14 protein-coding genes and 1 pseudogene are annotated in these 17,268 nt (G+C 73.4%); 11 read left to right on the plus strand and 4 right to left on the minus strand.

Features of this window, described 5'->3' with window-relative positions; genetic code table 11:
* Nucleotides 1-109: 109 nt before the first annotated feature.
* The 3 genes from ACSMXW_RS01715 (at nucleotide 110) to ACSMXW_RS01725 (ending at nucleotide 3,158) form a co-directional block, all read left to right on the plus strand.
* A complete protein-coding gene (locus ACSMXW_RS01715; RefSeq protein ID WP_485803435.1) occupies nucleotides 110-1,192 on the plus strand; it encodes a type III polyketide synthase in 1,083 nt (360 codons plus the stop codon).
* On the plus strand, nucleotides 1,189-2,475 hold the full coding sequence (locus tag ACSMXW_RS01720; protein WP_485803436.1) for a cytochrome P450: 1,287 nt from the start codon (nucleotides 1,189-1,191) through the stop codon (nucleotides 2,473-2,475). The genes ACSMXW_RS01715 and ACSMXW_RS01720 overlap by 4 nt, the downstream gene beginning before the upstream one ends.
* Before the next feature lie 89 nt (nucleotides 2,476-2,564).
* Nucleotides 2,565-3,158 carry a cupin domain-containing protein gene (locus ACSMXW_RS01725; protein WP_485803437.1) on the plus strand — a complete coding sequence of 198 codons (594 nt, stop codon included), beginning with the start codon at nucleotides 2,565-2,567 and terminating at the stop codon, nucleotides 3,156-3,158.
* Nucleotides 3,159-3,402: 244 nt separating this feature from the next.
* Here ACSMXW_RS01725 and ACSMXW_RS01730 read toward each other — a convergent pair whose 3' ends face one another.
* On the minus strand, nucleotides 3,403-4,620 hold the full coding sequence (locus ACSMXW_RS01730; protein ID WP_485803439.1) for an acyl-CoA dehydrogenase family protein: 1,218 nt from the start codon (nucleotides 4,618-4,620) through the stop codon (nucleotides 3,403-3,405).
* 179 nt (nucleotides 4,621-4,799) lie between these two features.
* On the opposite strand from ACSMXW_RS01730, the gene ACSMXW_RS01735 reads away from it, so the two are divergent.
* Nucleotides 4,800-5,444 (plus strand): TetR/AcrR family transcriptional regulator, encoded by a 645-nt coding sequence (locus ACSMXW_RS01735; protein ID WP_485803440.1) that lies wholly within the window; start codon nucleotides 4,800-4,802, stop codon nucleotides 5,442-5,444.
* A gap of 66 nt (nucleotides 5,445-5,510) precedes the next feature.
* Here the strand turns inward: ACSMXW_RS01735 and def are convergent, their stop codons facing one another.
* Nucleotides 5,511-6,107 carry a peptide deformylase gene (gene def, locus ACSMXW_RS01740; protein WP_485803442.1) on the minus strand — a complete coding sequence of 199 codons (597 nt, stop codon included), beginning with the start codon at nucleotides 6,105-6,107 and terminating at the stop codon, nucleotides 5,511-5,513.
* 177 nt (nucleotides 6,108-6,284) lie between these two features.
* On the opposite strand from def, the gene ACSMXW_RS01745 reads away from it, so the two are divergent.
* The 7 genes and pseudogenes from ACSMXW_RS01745 to ACSMXW_RS01775 all read left to right on the plus strand — a co-directional run bounded on the left by ACSMXW_RS01745 (nucleotide 6,285) and on the right by ACSMXW_RS01775 (nucleotide 13,505).
* Nucleotides 6,285-7,523 (plus strand): DUF1727 domain-containing protein, encoded by a 1,239-nt coding sequence (locus tag ACSMXW_RS01745; protein ID WP_485803443.1) that lies wholly within the window; start codon nucleotides 6,285-6,287, stop codon nucleotides 7,521-7,523.
* A 39-nt stretch (nucleotides 7,524-7,562) separates the two neighbouring features.
* Nucleotides 7,563-8,291 carry a type 1 glutamine amidotransferase gene (locus tag ACSMXW_RS01750; protein WP_485803445.1) on the plus strand — a complete coding sequence of 243 codons (729 nt, stop codon included), beginning with the start codon at nucleotides 7,563-7,565 and terminating at the stop codon, nucleotides 8,289-8,291.
* A gap of 152 nt (nucleotides 8,292-8,443) precedes the next feature.
* The gene (locus tag ACSMXW_RS01755) at nucleotides 8,444-9,469 is read left to right on the plus strand and encodes a 6-phosphofructokinase (RefSeq protein WP_485803446.1); all 1,026 of its coding nucleotides are present in this window, start codon (nucleotides 8,444-8,446) and stop codon (nucleotides 9,467-9,469) included.
* A gap of 179 nt (nucleotides 9,470-9,648) precedes the next feature.
* A complete protein-coding gene (locus ACSMXW_RS01760) occupies nucleotides 9,649-10,599 on the plus strand; it encodes a cytochrome c oxidase assembly protein (protein ID WP_485803448.1) in 951 nt (316 codons plus the stop codon).
* Nucleotides 10,600-10,726: 127 nt separating this feature from the next.
* A complete protein-coding gene (locus ACSMXW_RS01765; RefSeq protein ID WP_485803450.1) occupies nucleotides 10,727-10,879 on the plus strand; it encodes a hypothetical protein in 153 nt (50 codons plus the stop codon).
* A 156-nt stretch (nucleotides 10,880-11,035) separates the two neighbouring features.
* Nucleotides 11,036-11,440: pseudogene (locus ACSMXW_RS01770) on the plus strand (hypothetical protein); the annotation flags it as partial.
* A 769-nt stretch (nucleotides 11,441-12,209) separates the two neighbouring features.
* Complete coding sequence (locus ACSMXW_RS01775) at nucleotides 12,210-13,505, plus strand: hypothetical protein (protein ID WP_485803452.1); 1,296 nt, start codon at nucleotides 12,210-12,212, stop codon at nucleotides 13,503-13,505.
* Nucleotides 13,506-13,508: 3 nt separating this feature from the next.
* Here the strand turns inward: ACSMXW_RS01775 and ACSMXW_RS01780 are convergent, their stop codons facing one another.
* Together ACSMXW_RS01780 and ACSMXW_RS01785 are read right to left on the minus strand one after the other, a co-directional pair.
* Nucleotides 13,509-15,674 (minus strand): tetratricopeptide repeat protein, encoded by a 2,166-nt coding sequence (locus ACSMXW_RS01780; RefSeq protein WP_485803453.1) that lies wholly within the window; start codon nucleotides 15,672-15,674, stop codon nucleotides 13,509-13,511.
* 133 nt (nucleotides 15,675-15,807) lie between these two features.
* Nucleotides 15,808-17,238, minus strand: a complete 1,431-nt coding sequence (locus ACSMXW_RS01785) for a hypothetical protein (protein ID WP_485803455.1) — start codon at nucleotides 17,236-17,238, stop codon at nucleotides 15,808-15,810.
* Nucleotides 17,239-17,268 lie beyond the last annotated feature (30 nt).

The raw sequence follows: 17,268 nt of genomic DNA on the forward strand, positions 1-17,268 counted from the left end.
GTGCGATGTTCACCCGGTCTGGAGTAGTCCGGCGCGATATCCCCGCCGGGTCGGGAGATCGTGGGGACATCCACCTTCACACTCGGGGGGCGAGAGAAGGTTCAGGTTCATGGCCACTTTGTGCAAGCCCACGGTCTCCGTGCCGGAACACGTCATCACCATGGAGGAGACGCTCGACCTCGCGCGCACCCTCCACGCCAACCACCCTCAACTCCCGCTGGCGCTGCGGCTGATCGGCAACACCGGGGTCCTGACCCGGCACATCGTGCAGCCCATCTCGGAGACCCTGAAGCATCCGGGGTTCGAGCAGCGCAACAAACTGTACGAGGCCGAGGCCAAGGCCCGGGTGCCCGGCGTCGTGCTGAGCGCCCTGGACGACGCCGATCTGTCCCCCGGCGACATCGACGTGATCATCTACGTGTCCTGCACGGGCTTCATGATGCCGTCGCTGACCGCCTGGCTGATCAATACGCTGGACTTCCCCAGCAACACCCGCCAGATACCGATCGCCCAGCTCGGCTGCGCCGCCGGCGGCGCCGCGATCAACCGCGCCCACGACTTCTGCACCGCCTATCCCGAGAAGAACGCACTCATCGTCGCCTGCGAGTTCTGCTCGCTGTGCTACCAGCCGATGGATCTCGGCGTGGGCTCGCTGCTCTCCAACGGGCTGTTCGGCGACGGCATCGCTGCCGCGGTGGTGCGCGGCTCCGGGGGCACCGGCGTCCAACTGGTCCGCAACGGCTCGTACCTGATCCCCAAGACGGAGGACTGGATCGCCTACGACGTCCGCGCGACCGGATTCCACTTCCTGCTGGACAAACGCGTGCCTGGCACCATGGAGCCGCTTGCTCCCGCGCTCAAGCAGCTCGCGGGACTCCACGGCTGGGACGCCTCCGACCTGGACTTCTACATCATCCATGCCGGCGGTCCCCGGATCCTGGACGACCTCACCAAGTTCCTGCGCGTCCCGCCCAAAGCGTTCCGCTTCAGCAGGGAGACGCTCACGGAGTACGGGAACATCGCCAGCGCCGTCGTCCTGGACGCGCTGCGCAGGCTGTTCGACGAAGGGGGCGCCGAGGACGGTGCCCGTGGTCTGCTCGCCGGATTCGGACCGGGCATCACGGCCGAGATGGCACTCGGCAACTGGACGTCCGACGACCGGGTCCCCACCGCGGTGGAGGTCACCGTATGACCGACGACACGACAGCCGGCCCCACGGCCCTCGAGGAGCCGGCCGACAGACCCCCCGGGAGCGCGGACGACACGGTCGGCTCCGACCCCCGCGCCCTGCCGCCCGTGCGGTTCTGGCCCGCGCTGGACCTGACCTCCGTGGAGTTCGACCCGGTACTGGCCGAGCTGATGCGCGAGGGCCCGGTGACCCGGATCCGGCTGCCGAACGGCGAGGGCTGGGCCTGGCTGGTCACCCGCCACGACGATGTGCGCATGGTGACGAACGATCCCCGGTTCAGCCGGCAGGCCGTCATGGAGCGCCAGGTCACCCGGCTGGCCCCGCACTTCATCCCGGTGCCGGGCGCGGTCGGCTTCGCCGATCCCCCGGACCACACCCGGCTGCGCCGGGCCGTGGCACCCGCGTTCACCGCGCGGGGCGTGGAGGCGGTGCGCGAGCGGTCGGCTGCCGCGCTGCACTCCCTGGTGGACCGGCTGCTCGCGGACGGCCCGCCCGCCGACCTCACGGAGCGCGTACTGAGCCCGTTCCCGATCGCCGTGATCTGCGAGCTGATGGGCGTACCGGACGAGGACCACGAGCGGATGCACACCTGGACCCAGCTCATCCTCTCCTCGTCGCACGGCGCCCACGTCAGTGAGCGGGCGAAGGACGAGATGGCGGCGCGCTACACCGAACTGATCGGCGAGCGGCGCGGCAGCGCGGCCGAGGACGTCACCTCGCTGCTGGGCGCCGCGGTGGGCCGGGGCGAGATGAGCCTGGACGAGGCGGTGGGCCTCGCGGTGCTGATCCAGATCGGCGGCGAGGCGGTCACCAACAACAGCGGCCAGATGTTCTACCTGCTGCTGGCCCGGCCCGAGCTGGCCGACCGGCTGCGCGCCGAGCCCGGCGTGCGCGGGCAGGCCATCGACGAGCTGCTGCGGTACATCCCGCACCGCTCCGCGGTCGGCCTCTCCCGGATCGCCATGGAGGACGTGGTGATCAGAGGGACGCTCATCCGCAAGGGCGAGCCGGTGTACGTCTCGTACCTGGCCGCCAACCGCGACCCGGACGTCTTCCCCGACCCGGACCGGATCGACTTCGACCGCACGCCCAACCCGCATGTCTCCTTCGGGCACGGCCCGCACTACTGCCCGGGCGGCATCCTCGCCAGGATGGAGACCGAGCTGATGGTGAACACCCTGCTCGACCGGCTGCCCCGGCTGCGGCTCGCGGTGCCGCCCGAGGAGGTCCCGTGGCGCCGCGGCGCGCTGATCCGGGGCCCGGAGGCCCTGCCCGTCACCTGGTGACCGGCGCCCGTGTGCTCCGGTGAACACGGCCTCCCGGGCCCCGCGGGCCCGGGAGGCACCGACCGTCCGAACCGTCTCCAGGGAGACCCATGACCGCGCTCACCCCGCCCGAGGGCCTGCTGGTGCCGCCGGGGCACGGCCGCACGGTGCGCACGCCCGCCCAGCAGGTGACGTTCAAGGTGACCGGCTCGCACTCGCGCAGCGCGTCGAGCTTCGAGGTGATGGTGCCGCCCGGCTTCGACGTGGGCGCTCATGTGCACACCAAGAGCGAGGAGCTGTTCTACGTACTGGAGGGCGAGCTGGACGTGCTCGCCTTCGAGCCCCGGGTGCGCACCCCGGACCGCTGGCAGCGCTGGGAGTCGGCGTCGGGCAACCGGGTGGTGCGGGCCACGCCGGGCACCGTCATCGTGGTGCCGCCGGGCTGCCCGCACGCGTTCGCCAACCCCACGGACAGCCCCGCGAAGATGTTCTTCCAGGCCTCACCGCCACCCGACCACGAGCGGTACTTCGACGAGCTGCTGGAGATCCTCGCGGCCGGCGGCCCGCCCGACCACGCGGCCATCGCAGAGCTGCGCCGCCGCTACGACATCGAGCAGCTCACCCCGCTCAGGCACGGCCCGCCGCCCGCCACCCGTCGGCCGCGGCCCCGGGTGGCGGAGGACCGCCCGCCCGCCGTGCCCTGACCCGGAAGCGTCCGGGCGTGCCCGTCCCCGACAGGGGCACGGGAACCGCGCGCCCGGCCACCACGGGACGCGCGGACCGCCACGGCCCCCGGCGGTGAGGGCGACGGGGACGCGGATCCGGTCGTCCAGGAGTTCACAGGGACAGCCGCGGCCGCCCCCGGCCACCGCCCTCCACCGTCCCGGCTCCGCTCGAAGCGCGGAGCGCGGAGCCCCCCGGGGGCCGGGTGACCGCCGCCGGCGGGCGTCAGCGGATCGGCATGCCCGACAGGGTCCGCGCGATGACCAGGCGCTGGATCTCGCTCGTGCCCTCGAAGATGGTGTAGATCGCGGCGTCCCGGTGCATCCGCTCCACGGGGTACTCACGGGTGTAGCCGTTACCGCCGAGAATCTGCACGGCCTGGGCGGTCACCTGCTTGGCGGTCTCGCTCGCGAACAGCTTGGACATGGAGCCCTCGGCCGAGGTGAACTTCCTGCCGTTCGCGGCCATCCAGGAGGCGCGCCAGACCAGCAGCCGGGCCGCGTCGATACGGGTGCGCATGTCGGCCAGCTGGAAGGCGACGCCCTGGTTGTCGATGATCGGCCGGCCGAACTGCTCACGGGTCCTGGCGTAGTCGAGCGCCACCTCGTACGCGGCGCGTGCGGTGCCGACCGCCATCGCGCCGACCGCCGGGCGGGACGCCTCGAAGGTGGCCATGGCGGCGTTCTTCACGCTCCCCTTGGCGCGCTCCCTCGCCCTGGCCAGCCGCTCGTCCAGCTTCTCCTTGCCGCCGAGCAGGCAGGAGCCCGGCACCCGTACGTCGTCGAGCACGACCTCGGCGGTGTGCGAGGCGCGGATGCCGTGCTTCTTGAACTTCTGGCCCTGGGACAGGCCGGGCGTGCCGGGCGGGACGATGAAGGAGGCATGGCCCTTGGAGCCCAGCTCGGGGTCGACGACGGCGACGACCACGTGGACGTTGGCGATGCCGCCGTTGGTCGCCCAGGTCTTGGTGCCGTTGAGCACCCACTCGTCCTTGGCCTCGTCGTAGACGGCGCGGGTGCGCATCGAGGCGACGTCGGAGCCTGCGTCGGGCTCGGACGAGCAGAAGGCGGCGACCTTGACGTCGTCGGGGTCGCCGTACATCTGGGGTATCCAGGTGCCTATCTGCTCATCGGTGCCGTTGGCGAGGACGCCCACGGCCGCGAGGCCGGTGCCCACGATCGACAGGCCGATGCCCGCGTCCCCCCAGAACAGCTCCTCCATGGCCATCGGGAGGCCGAGGCCGGTGGGGTCGAAGTACTGCTGGGCGTAGAAGTCCAGGGAGTAGATGCCCACCTTGGCGGCCTCCTGGATCACCGGCCAGGGCGTCTCCTCACGCTCGTCCCACTCGGCGGCCGCGGGACGTATGACCTGGGCGGCGAAGCCGTGGACCCACTCCTGGACCTCCTTCTGCTCGTCGTTGAGTTCCATGGTGAACTCCGCCATGTCCCCTCCAGCACTGTCTTTCCCCGCTATTACTTGCGGTAACAGGAGTCTGTTACCGGCCGGTAGCCGATGTCAACTCCCGCCGCCCCACCCCCGCCCGGCAGCGCGTTCGAGGCCAACCCTTCCGCAAGTGTTAGTTTGCGCAGGCGTCACCGACTCACCACGGGCGGGGAGAATTCATGGACATCACACAGCGGACCGCACCGCAGCGGTCCTCGGAGCAGCGGCGGCGCGAGCTGCTCGAGGCCGCCGACCGGGTGGTGCTGCGTGACGGACCCGGCGCCTCGATGAACGCGATCGCCGCCGAGGCGGGCATCACCAAGCCGATCCTCTACCGCCACTTCGGCGACAAGGGAGGACTCTACGCGGCGCTCGCCAAGCGGCACACCGACGCCCTGCTGGAGGCCCTGCGCGCGGCGCTCGACGCGCCCGCGGAGCGCCGCAAGCGGGTGGAGGCCACCCTCGACACCTATCTGGCGGCCATCGAGGCGCGCCCGCAGGTGTACCGCTTCCTGATGCACCCGTCGGAGGGTTCCCCGGGGGGCGAGGCCGGCTTCGACGTGGGCCGCCACTCCGCTCCCCTGCTGCGCCGCCTCGGGGAGGAACTGGCGAAGGTCATAGAGGAACGCGTCGACCTGGGCCCGGAGGGCCAGCTGCTCGCCCGCGTCTGGGGCCACGGCATCGTCGGCATGATGCACGCGGCCGGCGACTGGTGGCTCGCCGACCGCCCCTGCTCCCGCTCGGAGCTCGTGCACAGCCTCGCGGACCTGCTGTGGGGCCGCCTGGCCGCGGCGGGCGACGTGGCGGGCGGCCCCCGCTTCTGACGCGGCCGGTCGCACGGTGGCATCAAGCCGGTCCGGCGCTTCAGGACGAGCCCGAGGGGCGGCAGATCAAGCCGACCCGGCGATCGAGGACGAGGCCGGGGGCCGATCCCCGGGGGACTGGGGGGCGCGCCCCCCGGACACACGAGCCACCGCCCGCCGCACACGCCGCCGGCGCCACCCCACAACCCGCTCCGTGTACACGCGCCCCCCGAGGTGGTCCACCTCGTGCTGCAGGCACCGCGCGAAGAACCCGGTGCCGTGCACCGTCACCGGCTCACCCCGCAGATCGACCCCCGCCACCACCGCATGGTCGAAGCGCGGAGTCCCCGCCTCGACGCCGGGCAGCGACAGGCACCCCTCGGGCCCGCGCACCACGTCACCGTCCGCCGCCACCAGCCGCGGGTTCACCACGTGCCCCAGATGGCGCCGCTCGTCGTCGTCCGGACAGTCGTACACGAAGACCGCGAGTCCCTGCCCCACCTGGTTGGCGGCCAGCCCCACCCCGTGGGCCGCGTACATTGTCGCGTACATGTCCTCAACTAGCCGGTCGAGGGCCGGCCCGAAGTCGGTGACCTGCGCACACGGCGTGTGCAGCACCGGGTCGCCGAACAGGGCGAGCGGTCGTACGCGCCCTCTGGCGCCCGGTATCGAGCCGTGTCGCATGACGGCAAGAGTACGGTCCGCACGGCACGCCCCCGCCCGGGGCCGGTCGGCGGCCGATCCGTAACAGTGCCGTTGTTCGGGCCCGTGACCGGATCTCGATAGGCTGAGGGGCACGTGATGGCCGCACCCACTCGCCCGGGGCCGGCACAGCGCTGCATCCAAGGAGGAACCTCGACAATGGCAGGCAACTCGGACCCGCTGACGCCGCGGGCCAAGCTGGCCGTGACGGCGGGCAGGGCCGCCGCGGCGGTATCCCGTGCAGCGGGCCGCGGGAGCGGTTCCGTGATCGGCGGCCGGGTGGCGCTCAAGCTCGACCCCGAGCTGCTGGGCCGGCTCGCCCAGCACCTGGACGTGGTCCTGGTCTCCGCCACCAACGGCAAGACGACCACCACCCGGCTGATCGCCGAGGCGCTGCGCGCGGTGGGCCCCGTCGTCTCCAACGCCCTCGGCGCCAACATGCCTGCCGGTATCACCTCGGCCCTCGCCGGCGGCTCGGACGCCAGGTTCGGCGTCATAGAGGTCGACGAGAAGTACCTGTCCGGCGTCGCCCGGGACGTGGAGCCGAAGGCCATCGCGCTGCTGAACCTCTCCCGCGACCAGCTCGACCGGGCCGCCGAGACCCGGATGCTCGCCGAGCACTGGCGCGAGGGCCTGGCCGGCTCCAAGGCGATCGTGATCGCCAACGCCGACGACCCGCTGGTGGTCTGGGCCGCGTCCTCCTCGCCGAACGTCGTCTGGGTGGCCGCCGGGCAGATGTGGAAGGACGACGCCTGGTCCTGCCCGTCCTGCGGTGGTGTGATGCAGCGCCCCGGCGAGGACTGGTTCTGCGGCGAGTGCGGCTTCCGCCGCCCCACCCCGAGCTGGGCGCTCGCCGGCGACCACGTGATCGACCCGCAGGGCTCCGCCTGGCCCATCCACCTCCAGCTCCCGGGCCGCGCCAACAAGGCCAACGCCGCCACGTCCGCCGCGGTCGCCGCCGCCTTCGGCGTGCCGCCGCAGGTCGCGCTGGAGCGGATGTACCAGGTCCAGGCGGTCGCCGGGCGGTACGACGTCGTGCAGTTCCTCGGGCGTGACCTGCGGCTGCTGCTGGCGAAGAACCCGGCCGGCTGGCTGGAGACGTTCTCGCTGATCGACCAGCCACCCACCCCGGTCATCCTCTCGGTGAACGCCCGCGGCGCGGACGGCACCGACACCTCCTGGCTGTGGGACGTCGACTACACCCGGCTCACCGGCCACCCGATCTTCGTGATCGGCGACCGCAAGCTCGACCTGGCGGTGCGCCTGGAGGTCGCGAACCAGTCGTTCCAGGTCTGTGCGAACGTGGACGAGGCGGTACAGGCGGCGCCCCCGGGCCGGATCGAGACCATCGCGAACTACACCGCGTTCCAGGACCTGCGCCGCCGCGTCGGGAACTGACACGCCGAGCCCGAAGAACCGAGAAGGACGCCTTTCAGCATGAGCGACAGCAGCTTGCGTGTGGTGTGGGTCTACCCGGACCTGCTCAGCACCTACGGTGACCAGGGCAATGTGCTGGTCGTGGAGCGCCGGGCCCGGCAGCGGCGCCTGGCCGTGACCCGTATCGACGTGCGCAGCGACCAGCCGGTGCCCACCTCCGGCGACATCTACCTGATCGGCGGTGGCGAGGACCGCCCGCAGCGGCTCGCGGCCGAGCGGCTGCGCCGCGACGGCGGCCTCTCCCGGGCGGTCGGCAACGGCGCCATCGTCTTCTCGGTGTGCGCCGGCTACCAGATCCTCGGCCATGAGTTCATCAACGACCTCGGCGAGCGCGAGCCGGGTCTCGGCCTGCTCGACGTGGTCTCCACGCGCGGCGAGGGCGAGCGGTGCGTCGGGGACGTGCTGGCCGACATCGACCCGCAGCTGCGCCTGCCGCAGCTCACCGGCTTCGAGAACCACCAGGGCATCACCCACCTCGGCCCGAGCGCCAGGCCGTTGGCCCGGCTCCGCCTCGGCAAGGGCAACGGCACCGGCGACGGCACCGAGGGTGCGTATAACGACACGGTCTTCGGTACGTATATGCATGGCCCGGTGCTGGCCCGCAACCCGGGCATCGCGGACCTGCTGCTCAAACTGGCGCTCGATGTGAACGCCCTGCCGCCGGCCGACGACCGGTGGTACGAGGCCCTCCGCGCCGAGCGCATCGCCGCCGCCCAGCAGCCCGCCTGAGCCCCTTGCCGAACACCTGAGCGCGGCCCCGTCCAGCAGGCGGACGCCGGTTCGGCGGGGCCGCCCGGCGCCGGTAGGCTGGCGGGGATCCAGCCGGACGACGCGGTCCGGCCGTCGGCCCACGTTGTAAAGATATGAAGGTAGCCAGCGCTATGCGTATGGGTGTCCTCACCTCCGGCGGCGACTGCCCCGGCCTGAACGCCGTGATCCGCTCGATCGTGCACCGCGCCCTCGTGGACCACAGCGACGAGGTCATCGGCTTCCAGGACGGTTGGAAGGGCCTGCTCACCTGCGACTACCGCAAGCTCGACCTGGACGCGGTGGGCGGCATCCTGGCCCGTGGCGGCACCATCCTCGGCTCCTCCCGCGTCCAGCCCGCGCACCTGCGGGACGGCGTGGAGCGCGCGAAGGGGCACCTCGCCGACCTCGGCCTCGACGCGATCATCCCGATCGGCGGCGAGGGCACGCTGAAGGCGGCCCGGATGCTCTCCGACGCGGGCCTGCCGATCGTCGGCGTCCCCAAGACGATCGACAACGACATCGCAGGCACGGACGTCACCTTCGGCTTCGACACCGCCGTGGGCGTCGCCACGGAGGCGCTCGACCGGCTGAAGACCACCGCCGAGTCCCACCAGCGGGTGCTGATCGTGGAGGTCATGGGCCGTCACACCGGCTGGATCGCGCTGCACTCGGGCATGGCGGCGGGCGCGCACGCCATCGTGGTGCCCGAGCGGCCCTTCGACATCGACGAGTTGACGGCGCGGATCGGGGACCGCTTCGCCGCGGGCAAGAAGTTCGCGATCGTGGTGGCCGCCGAGGGCGCCAAGCCCCGCGCGGGCTCCATGGACTTCGACGAGGGGGGCACGGACGTCTACGGCCACGAGCGCTTCGCCGGCGTCGCCCGCCAGCTCTCCGTCGAGCTGGAGGCACGCCTCGGCAAGGAGGCGCGGCCGGTGATCCTCGGCCATGTGCAGCGCGGCGGCACCCCCACCGCGTACGACCGCGTGCTCGCCACCCGGTTCGGCTGGCATGCGGTGGAGGCCGTGCACCGCGGTGAGTTCGGGCACATGACGGCGCTGCGCGGCACCGACATCCGGATGGTCTCGCTGGCCGATGCCGTGGACACGTTGAAGACCGTGCCCGACCAGCGGTACGCCGAGGCCGAGTGCGTGCTGTGAGGGCCGCGGCCCGCCGGGAGCCGCGGCGCGCGCCGCACCCCGGTCGCCGGTCCGGCGGACGGCAGGCCTAGTCTGGTGCGGACAGCAGCGCACAATCCTCCCCGGCGGTACCTTCCACGCCTTTCCGGCGGTGAGGGGGCCCGGTAGGCCGGGGATGTCCCAGAAACAGGAGCCGGCGGATGGATCACGGCGGGCATGGCATGACGATGGATCTGCCGCCGTTCACGCTGGGCCGCGGGCTCGCCTGGTCCGCCGACCCGTTCTTCCTCGTCGCCTGCCTGGTGGCGCTCGGCCTGTACGGGTGGGGCGTGGTGCGGCTGGTGCGCCGCGGGGACCAGTGGCCGGTGGCCAGGACCGCGGCATTCACCCTGGGCGTGCTGACCGTGCTGGTGGTGATGTGCACCGGGCTCAACGACTACGGCATGGTCATGTTCAGCGTGCACATGGTGCAGCACATGGTCATCAGCATGCTCTCGCCGATCCTGCTGCTGCTCGGCGCGCCCGTCACGCTGCTGCTGCGCGCGCTGCCGGTCGCGGGCCGGGGCCGCACCGGGCCGCGCGAAGTGCTGCTGAAGCTGCTGCACAGCCGGTTCATGCGGGTCGTCACCCACCCCGCCTTCACCATCCCGCTGTTCATCGCGAGCCTCTACGGGCTGTACTTCACGCCGATCTTCGACTTCCTGATGGAGTCCAGGACCGGCCACCTCGTGATGATGGTGCACTTCCTGGTGGTCGGCCTGGCCTTCTTCTGGCCGATCATGGGCGTGGACCCGGGGCCGCACCGCCCGGGCTATGTACTGCGGATGCTGGAGCTGTTCGCGGGGATGCCGTTCCACGCGTTCTTCGGGATCGCGCTGATGATGGCGTCGACCCCGCTGGTCGGCGCCTACCGGCATCCGCCTGCCTCGCTGGGCGTCGACGCGCTCTCCGACCAGACCGCGGCGGGCGGCATCGCCTGGGCGTTCAGCGAGGTGCCGTCGGTGCTGGTGCTGCTGGCCCTGCTGTTCCAGTGGTACCGCTCGGAACAGCGCCAGGCGCGCCGCGAGGACCGGGCCGCGGACCGGGACGGCGACAAGGAGCTGGAGGCGTACAACGCCTACCTGGCGTCCCTCCACGCCCGCGGGCACTGACCGCCCGCCGGGTGTCCGAAGGGCCGCTGGTCCGGGGCCGTCCGGCGGGAGGATGATGGGCACCGAGATCGCGTCGGACCGCGGCGCGGGCGGGGCTCCGCCCGGCCGGTGTGAGGAGGGTGCCGCGATGCCCGGTTCCACCAAGGCGATGGGGGTCGTCACCGTAGGGGCGCTGGTCGTGGTGACCGCCTACACGGTGGCTATGGGAAGCAACGGCTGGCTGTGGTTCGGCTGGGTCGTCCTCGGCCTGATCACCCTGGGCATGATCGCCGCACGCTGAGCCGCACCTCGTCCGGTGGCGTCCGGCCGGCGGGCCCGACCCGTCAGGCGTGCCCCGGCCACGGCCCGCGGGCCCCGGGGCCCACGACACCGCTCCCCGGGCCTTGGTTATCGTTGCCCGGTCCGCGCGGGAGGGGCAGGAGACCAGGGAGTGGCGGTGGCGGAGTCGGAGGCCGGCTGGATACGCGTACCGGTCGGCGCGGACGCGCTGCGCTGGACCACCCGCGGCCGCTGCCGAACCGTCCTGCTCGTCGTACACAACGTCACCTCCGCCACCAGGCTCCTCGACGTCCTGCCGCTCTTCCGCGACGACCTCGGCGTGCAGTTGCTGGCGACCTGCACCGGCTCCTCGCCCTTCCAGCACGGTGTGGCAGAACTGCTGGCGGAGGTGGGCGTGCCGGTGCTGCCGTGGGAGCAGGCGTTGCGCACCCGCGTGGACCTGGCGATCTCGGCAAGCCTCGGCGGGGACCTGAAGAGCATTCCGGGCAAACTCCTCATACTCTCCCACGGGGTTGGCTATAATAAGAGGCTGCCCACAGCCGGGAAGCCGGGAAGCCGGGAAGCCGGGAAGCCGGGAAGCCGGGAAGCCGGGAAGCCGGGAAGCCGGGAAGCCGGGAAGCCGGGAAGCCGGGAAGCCGGGAAGCCGGGAAGCCGGGAAGCCGGGAAGCCGGGAAGCCCGGAAGCCCGGAAGCCCGGAAGCCCGGAAGCCCGGAAGCCCGGAAGCCCGGAAGCCCGGAAGCCCGGAAGCCCGGAAGCCCGGAAGCCCGGAAGCCCGGAAGCCCGGAAGCCCGGAAGCCCGGAAGCCCGGAAGCCCGGAAGCCCGGAAGCCCGGAAGCCCGGAAGCCCGGAAGCCCGGAAGCCCGGAAGCCCGGAAGCCCGGAAGCCCGGAAGCCCGGAAGCCCGGAAGCCCGGAAGCCCGGAAGCCCGGAAGCCCGGAAGCCCGGAAGCCCGGAAGCCCGGAAGCCCGGAAGCCCGGAAGCCCGGAAGCCCGGAAGCCCGGAAGCCCGGAAGCCCGGAAGCCCGGAAGCCCGGAAGCCCGGAAGCCCGGAAGCCCGGAAGCCCGGAAGCCCGGAAGCCCGGAAGCCCGGAAGCCCGGAAGCCCGGAAGCCCGGAAGCCCGGAAGCCCGGAAGCCCGGAAGCCCGGAAGCCCGGAAGCCCGGAAGCCCGAAACCGGGAAGCCCGGAAGCCGCACAGCCACGGAAGCCGGAGAACCGCAGAACGGAGACCCGGAGGCGCGGACGCCCGGAGAGTCGCAGTACGGAAACGCTTCCGCAGAGCCTGACGGCCGTGGGGATGGGTGGTCGGGCAGGCCGGATCCCGGGGTGTTCGGGATGTCGCGGGCGTCACTGCTGGCCGACGGGGAGCCGATCGCGGACGCGCTGGTGCTGTCGCACCCCGAGCAGCTCGGGCGGCTGCGCGCCGCCTGCCCGGAGGCAGCCCCCACCGCGGTGCTCGCCGGAGACCCCTGCTACGACCGCATCCTGGCGGCCCGGCCCCGCAGGGCCCGCTTCCGCAGGGCGCTGGGCGTCGCGCACGGCCAGCGGCTCCTGCTGCTCAACTCCACCTGGAACCCCGAGTCGCTCTTCGGCGACGGCGGCACGGACGACGTCCTCCCCCTGCTGCTGCCGCGGCTGACCGCCGAGCTGCCCGCCGACGACTACCGCCTCGCCGCCGTCCTGCACCCCAACATCTGGCACGGTCACGGCCCCGGGCAGATCCGTACCTGGCTGGACCGCGCCCGGCGCGCCGGGCTGACCCTGGTCGACCCGCTGGCCGGCTGGCGCCAGGCGCTCATCGCCGCGGACGCGGTGCTCGGCGACTTCGGTTCCGTCAGTTACTACGCCGCCGCCCTCGGCACCCCCGTGCTCCTCGGCGCCGGTGCCCTCTCGGTGCTCGGCGCGGACTCCCCCGTTGCCGCGTTCGTCCGTCAGGCGCCGCGACTCGACCCGTACGCCCCGCTGCGGCCCCAGCTCGACGCGGTGCTCGCGGAGCACCGGCCGCTGCCGGGGCCCGCACGGCTCACCAGCTCCGCGCCCGGCCGGTCCGCCGCGCTGCTGCGCCGCAGCTTCTACAGCCTGATGGGCGTGCCCGAACCGGCCGCTCCGGCCCTGCTCGATCCGCTGCCGCTGCCGCCGTACCAGCCCGTCGTCCGCACCGCTCCCCTGCGCGTCCTCACCCGGCTCCTGGGCCCCGGCGACATCGCGGTGACCCGGTATGCGGCCCCGTCCCACGAACCGGCCGAGGACGGCGCCGCGCACACCGCTGTGCACGAGGACACCCTGGACCCGGGGTTGCTGGCACAGGCGGATGTGATCCTCCAGTACGCGGCCGCCGAGGACCCCAGGCTCGGCCCGCCCGAGGAGTGGACGGCGCAGACCCTGGAACGCTTCCGCTACTGCGCGCTGACCGCGTACGTCACCGCGCCGGGCCACTGCACGGTCCGCACCCGGCAGGGCCGTCTCGTCCGGCTCACCGGGGAACCGCACGGCGCCGACCCAGCCGTCCACGCATCCGCGCTGCACGCCTGGCTCGCGGGCGGCGGGTCCCTGGCGGAACTGTGCGCGAGCGGACTGACGGTACGCACCGGGCACGGCGCCCACCGGGTGACCGTCACCGCCCTGGAGTGACCGTCAGCCCGGTGCTCCGAGGGCGTCCACGCACTGGGCGCGCAGTGCCCGCAGGTGGATGACGTGGTGGTCGGCCTGCTCGCTCTCCAGCGCGGCGAGCGCCTCGTCGACGAGGGGCCGCGCGGCCCGCGGGTCGGCGGCCTTCAGGTGGGTCTCGGCGAGGTCGGAGAGGGTGCGTGCGGCGTTGTACCGCTCGCCACTGGACCGGAAGTGGGCGAGCGCGGTGGCCGACTCCTCAAGTGACTCGGGCAGCCGGTCCAGGCCGCGCAGCGCCCGGCCCCGGTGCCGGTGCAGCAGGGCGCGTGCGCGGGGCAGGTCGGCGTGGCCCTCGTCGCCGGGGGCGATGCCGTCGAGCACGGCGGCGGCCTCGGTGAAGCAGTCCAGGGCCTCCTGCCAGCGCCACTGGTCCAGCCTGAGCAGGCCGAGCGATTCCACGGCGGTCGCCACACCCTGGGTGTGCCCGGCGGCGCGGACCGCGTCCGCCGCGCGCCCGAGCTGTGCCTCCGCCTCCGTGAACAGGCGCAGTTCCTTGAGGCCGAAGGCGAGTTGGGTGTGCATGCGTCCCGCCATCCGGGTGCCGGGGAACCGCTCGTGGGCGACGCGGGCCGCGATCCGCAGCGCCGGCAGCAGTTCATCGTGCCGGCCCGCCTTGAGCTGCACCGCCCACAGGGCCTCGGTGAGCTGGCACACCGAGTCGCCGTCCTCGAACTCCTCGGCCGCGCGTACCGCCTGGACGAGATTGGGGAGTTCGGCCTTGAGGGCCGCGACGGCCTCGCCGGGGCCCGCGTACCGGTCCGGTGCGGCGCTCCGGTAGCGGGGGCCGAGGTGCCAGCGCTGCGGCAGCGCCGCGAGATCCGCGTGCACCGCGAAGTCGAGGTAGTGGGCCACTCCGCGCCGCACGGCGCGGGCGCAGGCGGCGAGCCCGTCCTGCCGTACCGCTTCGGCCTCCCCGTGCCGGCGGACGCCGTCCCGGTAGCGGTAGCGGCCGGGTCCTGCGGACTCCAGCAGGCGCTGCTCGGCGAGTCGGTGGAGGAGTTCGGCGGCGGCCTGCTCGGGGACCTCGGCGATGGCCGCGGCGGCGGCCGGGCCGAGGGCGGGCCAGGGCCGCAGGGCCCACAGGCGGTAGCAGCGGGCGGCCTCCTCCGGCAGGCGCGCGCAGGCCCGTGCGGCGATGGCCGCCACGGGGTCCGTCCCGGGCACGGCGCCTGCGGTGTCGCGGCGGTGGCCGGGCGCTCCGTGCGGCGCCGCGGCCAGGTCCGGCACGGTGGCCAGCAGGGCGTAGGGCCGGCCGGCACACCGTTCCAGCAGCGAGGGCAGCACGGCGCGCGCCGCCGCGACAGCCTCCTTGCCGGCCACCTGCGTCAGGAGCCGGGTCGCGTCGCGCGGCTTGAGCGGTCCGACCGGTACCGGTTCGGCGTCCAGGCCGGGCAGCAGGCGGTGCGCGACGACGATGGTGAACACGCCGGAGCCGCCGCTGAGGAGGGGTTCGACCTGGGCGGCCGACTCGGCGTGGTCGAGGACGACGCACAGGTGCCGGTCCTCGGTGAGCCGGTGGAAGAGCCGGGCGCGTTCGTCGTGGCCGGGCGGGATGTCCTCGGGCGCGAGCCCGAGCCCGGTCAGCAGGTCGCGCAGGGCCACGGTGGCGTCGCGGCCGTGGCCGGGGCCCTCGCCGCGGAGGTCGGCATAGAGCAGCCCGTCGGGGTGCCGCCGGGCGTTGGCGCGGCACCACTGCACGGCCAGGGCGCTGGTGCCGATGCCCTCCGGGCCGTGCACGAGAGCGCGGCGCGGGCGGCCGTCGGCCTTGCGGGACGCCTCGCGGGTGAGCCGGGCCAGGGCCTCCTGACGGTCCGTGAAGGAACGGACGCCGGGCGGGAACGGGGGTGCGCCGCCGTACCGGGCGTGGGAGCGGTCGAGTGCCGTGTGCACCAGGGCCTGCATGCCGGCGAGGCTCCTGGCGTGCCGGGGGTCGCGCTGGGCACCGTCCCGCAGCAGCCGCACCAGGGCGTCCCACTCGGCCGGTGCGGAGGGCGCGGGGACCTCGCGCCCGGCGATGCGGGTGGCGAGGCCGCCGAGCAGTTCATAGGCACGCTTTCCGGCCTCGTTCGCCATGCCGGAGCCGACGGCGCCGACCATGGCCGTGAGTGCCGCCACCGAGAGGGGATCGACCATCCCGCACCTCCCCCAATCCGCCCGCACCGTGGCGGGCACCCGCCGCCACGGGTGATCAACGGTAGCGAACGTGCCCGGGCGCGTGTGGGCCAACGCCCGTACGCGCCGGGTCAGTCCGCCGTAGTGCGCCGGGTCAGTCCGCCGTGGTGCGCCGGTAGCCGACCAGGTGCTGGACGTCCTTGGTGTCGGTGTACATGAAGAGGCCGTAGCCGCCGAGGTCGGCGGCGGGCAGGTGGGCGGCGGGGGTGAGGAGGTGGGGCGCGTGCGTCCCCGGCAAGACCTGGAGGGGCTTGCCGGCGCCGGCGCGTACGTCGGCGGCGGTGTGCACGCCGGTGGTGCCGTAGGCGACGCCCTGGTCGGTCACGGTGGTCAGGGTCAGCGGCCGCGGGGCCTTGTCGACCGCGGGGTCGTCCGGGTCGGCCGCGTCCGGGGCGGGGGCCTGTGGGGCGCCGCCGTGCGTGCTGCCCGCCTCCTTGTCGAAGCAGTAGCCCCTGTGGCCGGTGAGGTCGAAGGCGAGCGCCCCGGACACGGCGTACCGGCCGGAGAAGGAGAACACCAGCTCCGGGTACCTGCCCGGGTCGACGGCCGGCCGGTGGCAGTCGGCGGCGGCAAGCACCCTGCCGCTGTGGGCGTCGTGCACGGCCCACGTCTCGAACTCGGCGGCCTTCTTGCTGCCGGGCCTCTTTCGCCATCTGACGAGCACGCGGTCGGCGGTCACGGAGACCGGCACCCCGGAGGCGGGGTCGGTGCCCTTGGGGGCGGTCCTGCGGCCGTACCAGCCGCCGCGCACCCAGAACTCCCTGGCGCCCCTCACCAGCAGGCCGTCCGACGTCAGCCCGCGGATGTCGGTGTCGCGGCGGCAGGAGCCGCAACCGCGGGGGTACTTGAGGTCCTTCGCCGCCGTGCTGGTCACCTCGCCGTCGGCGGGATCGACGACGGCGGCGTGGTCGCCGCCGCGTCCGATGAGGATCCCCGGACCGCCGGCGGTCACGTCGGGGGCCTCGGACCAGGGCACCTCCAGGTGCCGTCGGGTGCCGTAGGCCGCGTCGTAGATGTCCAGGGAGACGACGGTCCTGGCGCCGCCCAGGACGGATGTGCTGACGTCGCCGTAGGACCAGGCCACGAAGAACTCACGGCGGCCCTTGGCGACGGCCAGCAGCCGCGGCCTCGTCCAGGACCGGGCCAGTGGCCTCACGGGGTCACTCGTCCAGCGGGTCCTGCCGCTTGTGACGTCGATGGCGCGCACCCGGACGGCGCGGTCCCGCCCGGTGTCGTCGAGCACGGCGACGCTGCCGGTGTTCTCGGCCACCGCGTACTCCTCGGAGACACCGGACACGTCCCAGCCCGTGCCCGTGTCGTAGCCGGCGGGCACCGGGAAGCTGGGGCGCGGGGGCCGCTCGGGCCCGGTGGCGCCGGTGGTCTCCCGGGGCGCGCCGGTGCCGCACATGGACAGGACCGCGATCATGGCGAGCACCACGACGCCCGCGAGGAGGATGCCGCGCACGATCCGCTCGCGCCGGGTCCGCACCACCACCGGACGCCGCCGACGCCAGTCAAACGTCATTCGCACCTTGCCGCCCCAACGGTTCCGCTC

This window comes from Streptomyces sp. DSM 116793 (genome assembly GCF_057320905.1).